2 protein-coding genes are annotated in these 1,520 nt (G+C 72.0%); both read left to right on the top strand.

Going from position 1 to position 1,520, the window contains the following annotated elements:
• On the top strand, positions 1 to 861 hold an 861-nt coding region (locus tag WA805_RS16410), incomplete at its 5' end, for an AAA family ATPase (protein WP_425242764.1).
• 3 nt (positions 862 to 864) lie between these two features.
• The coding region (locus WA805_RS16405) for a DUF58 domain-containing protein (RefSeq protein ID WP_425242763.1) at positions 865 to 1,520 on the top strand (656 nt) is incomplete at its 3' end.

The following is a 1,520-nucleotide window of genomic DNA, read 5'->3' as shown; positions in this document are numbered from 1 at the left end:
CACCTGCTCGTGGAGGGCGTCCCCGGGCTGGCCAAGACGCTGTCCGTCAAGTCGCTCGCCGCGGCGGTCGGCGGTGAGTTCCAGCGGATCCAGTTCACGCCCGACCTGGTGCCCGCCGACCTGACAGGGACGCGGGTCTACCACCAGCACACCGGGGAGTTCCACACCCAGCTGGGGCCGGTCTTCACGAACCTGCTGCTCGCCGACGAGATCAACCGCGCGCCCGCCAAGGTGCAAAGCGCCCTGCTCGAGGTGATGCAGGAACACCAGGTCACGATCGCCCGCGAGACCTACCCGGTGCCCGAGCCGTTCCTCGTCATGGCGACGCAGAACCCGATCGAGTCAGAGGGCACCTACCCGCTGCCCGAGGCGCAAGTCGACCGCTTCATGATGAAGGTCGTCGTCGGCTACCCGAGCGCCCACGAAGAACACGCGATCGTCGACCGCTCGCTGCGCCCCGCCGAGCCGGTCCGCGCGATGCTCAGCCCGGCGGACCTGATCAGCATGCAGGAGCGGGTGCGGGACATCTACGTCGATCCCGCCGTGGTCGACTACGCCGTGCGGCTGGTGACCGCCACCCGGCTGCCGCTGAACGCCGGGCTCGACCTAAAGCGGTACATCAGCTACGGGGCCAGCCCGCGCGCCTCGATCGCGCTGGTGACCGGCGCCCGCGCGCTGGCGTTCACCCGCGGTCGCGACTACGCGCTGCCCGCCGACGTCGGCGAGATCGCCCTCGACGTGCTGCGGCACCGCATCGTGCTGTCGTATGAGGCGCTCGCCGACGACGTCAGCGCCGACGCTCTCATCACGCAGGTGCTCGATGCCGTCGCCGTGCCCGAGGTCGTCCTGAGCGGCCGCTGACCCATGTCCAATCTGGCTGCGCCCGCCGCGCGCGCCCCGCGAGCCGCTCAGGAGCGGCTGCTGTTCCGGCTGGAATGGCGGGTCGTCCGCCGCCTCGACGGACGCCTGGCAGGCGGCTACCGCACCGCGCACCGCGGAACAGGAACCGACTTCGCCGGGCTGCGCGAGTACGCCGAGGGCGACGACGCCAGGCACATTGACTGGAACGTCACCGCCCGGCTGAACGAGCCGCAGCTTCGCCTGTTCAACGAGGACCGCGAGCTCATGGTGTGGCTGGTGCTGGACCGTTCCGCGTCGATGACGGTCGGCGCGCCCGGGCGCGGCAAGCACGACGTGGTCAGCGAGCTCGCCCTGGTGCTCGCCCGGCTGTTCGGCCGGGGCGGGAACCGGGTCGGCGCCCTGCTTTATGACACCGGGCTATCCGGCACCGGAACGGTGCGCACCGTGCCGCCAGGCACCGGGCGCAGGCACGTGCTGCGCATCGGCGCCGAGCTCGCCAGGACCTCCGGCGCTGGCCGCCCTCGTGCTGGCCGGCGTCGGCGGTCCTGGCGAGTTCGGCGCCGATACGCAGCACATGCGTGCGCCCGGTGCCTGGCGGCACGGTGCGCACGGCCCCGGTGCCGTAGAGCCCGGTGTCATACAGCAGGGCGCCGACGCGG

The sequence above is a fragment of the Trebonia sp. genome, assembly GCF_049794275.1.
Classification (GTDB): domain Bacteria; phylum Actinomycetota; class Actinomycetes; order Streptosporangiales; family Streptosporangiaceae; genus Trebonia.
This window is presented reverse-complemented; position numbering and strand designations above follow the sequence as displayed.